General features: G+C 67.7%; 4 protein-coding genes. 2 read left to right on the forward strand and 2 right to left on the reverse strand.

Translation table 11 applies throughout. The features are described from left to right. Positions 1-366: 366 nt before the first annotated feature. Both ACZ7OH_RS51800 and ACZ7OH_RS51805 read left to right on the forward strand, forming a co-directional pair. Positions 367-687 (forward strand): hypothetical protein, encoded by a 321-nt coding sequence (locus tag ACZ7OH_RS51800; RefSeq protein ID WP_470287722.1) that lies wholly within the window; start codon positions 367-369, stop codon positions 685-687. 101 nt (positions 688-788) lie between these two features. After that, the gene (locus tag ACZ7OH_RS51805) at positions 789-1,334 is read left to right on the forward strand and encodes a hypothetical protein (RefSeq protein ID WP_470287723.1); all 546 of its coding nucleotides are present in this window, start codon (positions 789-791) and stop codon (positions 1,332-1,334) included. On the opposite strand, the gene ACZ7OH_RS51810 is transcribed toward ACZ7OH_RS51805, so the two are convergent. Together ACZ7OH_RS51810 and ACZ7OH_RS51815 are read right to left on the reverse strand one after the other, a co-directional pair. Continuing rightward, positions 1,309-2,553 (reverse strand): hypothetical protein, encoded by a 1,245-nt coding sequence (locus tag ACZ7OH_RS51810; protein WP_470287724.1) that lies wholly within the window; start codon positions 2,551-2,553, stop codon positions 1,309-1,311. The genes ACZ7OH_RS51805 and ACZ7OH_RS51810 overlap by 26 nt on opposite strands. Next, positions 2,550-3,710, reverse strand: a complete 1,161-nt coding sequence (locus ACZ7OH_RS51815) for an ImmA/IrrE family metallo-endopeptidase (RefSeq protein ID WP_470287725.1) — start codon at positions 3,708-3,710, stop codon at positions 2,550-2,552. Before ACZ7OH_RS51815 ends, ACZ7OH_RS51810 begins: the two co-directional genes overlap by 4 nt. Positions 3,711-4,500: the final 790 nt, after the last annotated feature.

The following is a 4,500-nucleotide window of genomic DNA, read 5'->3' on the forward strand; positions in this document are numbered from 1 at the left end:
GCAACAGAACACCGACCAGAACTAGACAACAACACCGCACAGGGGGTCAATTTTCCAGAGACCACCCGGGGTCAAGGTTCCCGAAGCGTTGACAGGCTGTTCAAGCCCTTAATCTGGGCGGCGTTGCGGCCCTGGAGCCTGGGCCGCCGAGCACCTGATACGCGGCACGCGTCTCGCCCAGGAAGAGGTCGGAATCACTGAGCTGCTTGCTGACCGAGGCTAGCGCTCCGACCTCGGTTGAACCTCCTTCGGCGTGCCGCCGTTCCAGCTACGGGCTGCAGATCTTGAACCTCCTCGCAGTCGGCCAAGCCGGCCGACTGAGACGGTCGGTTTGCCTAGGAATCATAAATCATGAATCATGAATCCATGGCGGTCTTGGAGTGTCCTGCCGAGCGCCGGATGTCGGTGGTGCTGTTCGGCAACCGTTACAAGCTGGAGCTGCTGGTTGCGCTGGCGAAGGCAGGCGACGAGGGTGTGAACCTGTCACAGCTCGGTGAGGCGTGTGCTGCGTCGCCAAACGTGTACTACGGACCGATCAAGGATTTGATCTCTGTGGGGCTGGTGGAGCGTCTCGGTCAGGTCGGCGGAGACCGCCGTTGCTGGTACCGGCGTCGCAGCAGTCCGATCTGGGAGCATCTCGGGACGCTGTCCAGCGAGTTGACGCTGGCTGATGCGGGTGCGCGATGAGCCGCCCGGGGCTCGCCGAGGCCATCCGCGCTGCGGCCGTCACGCCGCCCGCGAGCCCAGGCGACGCCGAGTGGTCCCGTTGCCCGACGGCCGTAGTGCGGATGTTCGGCATCGTGGCAGGAGTCGCCTACCAACTCGATCAGACCGAGTCGGAACGTCGGCGCGTGGGCGGCTACGGCGCGGTGACCGACCTGGGGATGCTCGATGCCTTGCTGGGCTTGCCGACTGGGATTCCGGTCGCGCTTGAATCGGTCCCGGCTCGGGATCGGCGGTTGCTGCGGCGAGCGCCGTCAGGGGTGCTTGAGGTGCGCGGGGACCGGGTCGTACGGCGCGCGGTCGTGCCGTTGACAGTACGGTTCGCCTTGGTCACGGCCCGGGAGTGGCGGGATGGGCTGGTGAAGGCGGGACGCTTCACCCCGTACTGCGCTCGCGCGATGATGCTCACTCGGACTCCGGAGGACCTGGCGGATGCGCAGGTGCAGGTGCAGGCAGCGTTCTACGGCGTCGGGGTCTATCTGTTCTCCCGTGGCGAACTGACCAGGCTCGTGGAGCCGGAGCCGTTCACCGACGCTGGACATGCGCCGGTGCAATGGCGGTTCGCCGAAGAGGTGTATCGGCAGGTCAGCGGGTCTTCGATCGGCGTGTAGTGGGCTGGTCGGCGGTCAGCCATGCGGGCATGTCCGCCCAAGCCTTCACCGGGTCAGGGGTGGTGAAGGCGTCGGCCTGCTTGATCTGGGTGTTGACGACATCGGTGTGGGCGACGGCCGATGCGCACCGGGTGCGCCACCAGGTCGCCCGGTCCCGCAGGGTCGGCTGGGCGAGCAGGTCGGGGACCCAGGAGGCCCAGGCGCACATGCTGTGCTGATGGGCGGCAGTCTGGTCGTCGCGGCGCAGGAAGGTGTTCAGTCGCCGCCCGGAACACGGCCGGCAGAGGCAGACAGGAGCGGGCATCCGGCCGTAGCGTTCGGCGATGGTGGAGCCCTTGTGCCAGGACATGAGGTCGCCGAACAGCATGCTCGGCGCGGGGTCGTCGGTGTTGCGGGAGAACGCGCGCTGTCCGAAGGGGATCATGTGGCGGACGCTGCCGCCGCTTCCGATGGACGCGGCGAAGGCGCCGTGACTGAGGGCGTCGAACCCGGCGAGGTCGGTGCGGAACAACGCCACGTGACCGGCCTCGGCGGCCAGACGACGAAGGTTGACCACCACGGGCCGATAGCGTTCGACCGGGTCATACTGGCCGCCGAGAAAGACCGCCTTAGGCATCGTGAGCTGAGCGAGTACCGCAATGAGGTGGGCGATGTGCTCGTCGGTGAACCAGGCGATATCCAGCGGCACGCTGAAGATCACGTCGTCGCGATCGATCTCGCTTGCCGCGCGGACGGCCGCGCGTAACGCGTCGCTGTCGCCGGCGTGCAGGTAGCCGGTCGGGGTCATCGCGATGTTGGCGCCGTAGTCGCGTTGCGCCTGCAGGTGCTGGTCCAGCGTGATCGGGAACAGACCGTCGTGTGGCAGGGCGAACGGTTCGTCCTCGGTGGCCGCGGCGTCGCAGTAGCCCTCGGGATCCATGAGCAGCAACCGGCTGGACTTCTCCTTGCGCAGCTGGGTGATCCAGCGCCCGGCCTGGCTGCCACCCAGCACCAGGCCACCGATCTCTGCAGGCAGGGCAGGCAGCAGGGCCTTGCCGATCACCGCGCTCGTGTGCAGCAGGACCTGGTCGGTCAGCGCGCCGACGGGGCCGGCCGGTCCGGCCGGAGCCTCCCGGCGGGCCAGCGTCTGCAGCGCTGCTTCTCGTTCCTGCAGCCGGTCGCTCGACGGCCGAGGCAGAGGGACGGCGGTCGCGGGAACGGGCTCGATATCGTCGGTCATGGCGCGTCCTCACCGGCAGTGAGCGTATGAGACAAGGGCTCCGGGGCGAGGCCGCTTGGACCGGGGTCGTGCAGGTAGAGCTGGGTGAACTCCCCGACGTGCAGGCCGGCGCGGGCAGCCAAATCGTCGGGGGTGCGACCGTGGTGTAAATGCCAGGCGATGACCGTGTCGACGGCCCTGGGGGTGTCCAGGGCGAGTTCACCAGGCTCATTGGTGCGGTAGCCAAGGGTCGACATCTCGACGGCCAGCGTTCGGTACTGCCAGTCGCTGAGGATGCCGAGCACGTGGGCCCGGCGCAGCAGCGCCCACATCGAGACGTTCCACTGCTTCTTCAGCTCCAGCAGCCGCGGCACGCTCAGCTGGCCACCGGACAGATCGGCCCGGATCACCTTGGCCGGCATCAGCAGCTCGGCAGCGAAGGCGTTGGCCTGCTTCTCCTGGTCCTTGTGCGGAACGTGGTGCATCACCATGTGTCCCAGCTCGTGGGCCAGGGTGAATCGCTGTCGTTCGGCGGGCGTGCCGAGGTTGAGCAGGACCAGCGGGTCCTCCCCCGGCGGGCAGCAGCTGACCGCGTCGATGGGCACGGTCTCCGTACCCGCGTCCACCTGCGCCGGCGTGACCAGGTCGCGACAGAGCACCAGCACACCGGCGTGTTCCAGGAAACGGACTGCCGAGTCCAGCGGACCGGTTGCCGCTCCGATCTCGGCGCGGACCCGACGCGCGGCGTCGGCCGGGGTGGTCAGGTCGTCGACTTCGATGTGCGGAATCGGCGCCGTCGACGGTGCGGGCGCGCCGGCCAGAAGAGACCGGACCTGCAGTCTCGTCAAGTTGAGCAGGGCGTGGATGCGGCGGACGTCACCAGCCGAGGTCGTCTGCTTTTTCCGGTGGTGTACCAAGCCGACTCCGGCACCGAACTCGGGCTCATTGATGCACAGCAGCGACGTCGGATACCCCAAGGCCCGCGCATAGAGCTCGAGCCGCTCGCCGCCGACCGGCAGCTGTCCTGCTTCTGCGCGGGACACGAACCCCTGGCTGGTCGCGCCGCCCGGCCCGGACAGCTTCGACATCGCCTCGGCGAGTCGCTTTTGGGTGATGCCCCGGGACTCGCGGGCGAGCACCAGCATCCGCGGCACCGCCACGTCACCGGCCACCTGCATCACCACATGAACCTCCAGAGATACCCTCAGAAAGTTAGCATGAAATATTCGCATCGAGCACCCCCGTGTCCGCGTGTCACCCGATCGAGTAGCCGATTCCAGCCGTGACGGGGCCGGGCACCCGCGGACGCCTTGACGACCGGAACGAGGCGAGCACCACCTGCCGCCGCACTGCGCGGATCGGCGCGGATCCGGCTGGCCCACCGTATGCGTCTGCGGTTGACGCCCGCGTCGCCCCACGGCTGAACCGGCGCTCGCCGTGCCGGCGAACGTGATCAACAGCCTGCCCGCCGTGTTAGTCCTGCCCCCCCTGATCGTCCCCGCCGGGCTTGGCGCGGTGCCGCCGCCCTGCTCGCCCGACCCGAACCTGCCCCCAGGCTTTGCGCACCATCCGGTCCCTCCACGCCGGCGCTATCGCGGGTCTCCGCGCCCCAGCTCCATCCGGCGGTCCAGCACTTGTGTACCAACGAGACGCACCCACTGTCCTTTATGGTCTATGATGGTGGGCCGGACCGAGGGGGCTGCAGCTCTGTCAAATTCCGGTTCTCTTCGCCTTTGCTTGTCACAAATAGACAGTCGTTTGTGGACATTCGTCGGATGCGAGTTCATGATCATAGGCCCGTGGTGATTCGCCGGGATCGCGGCAGTACACCGCCACAGCGACTTCCTGCAAGAACGCCGCCACGGATGTTCTTTGATGCGCCCCGGGTCTGGTGCAGGTCTCGTTGCCTGTCACCGAGCCCGGGCAGGCTCGAAGGATTGATCGTAGCGCGACGCTCGGTGGCCGGCC

This window comes from Amycolatopsis sp. NPDC114478 (assembly GCF_055633805.1).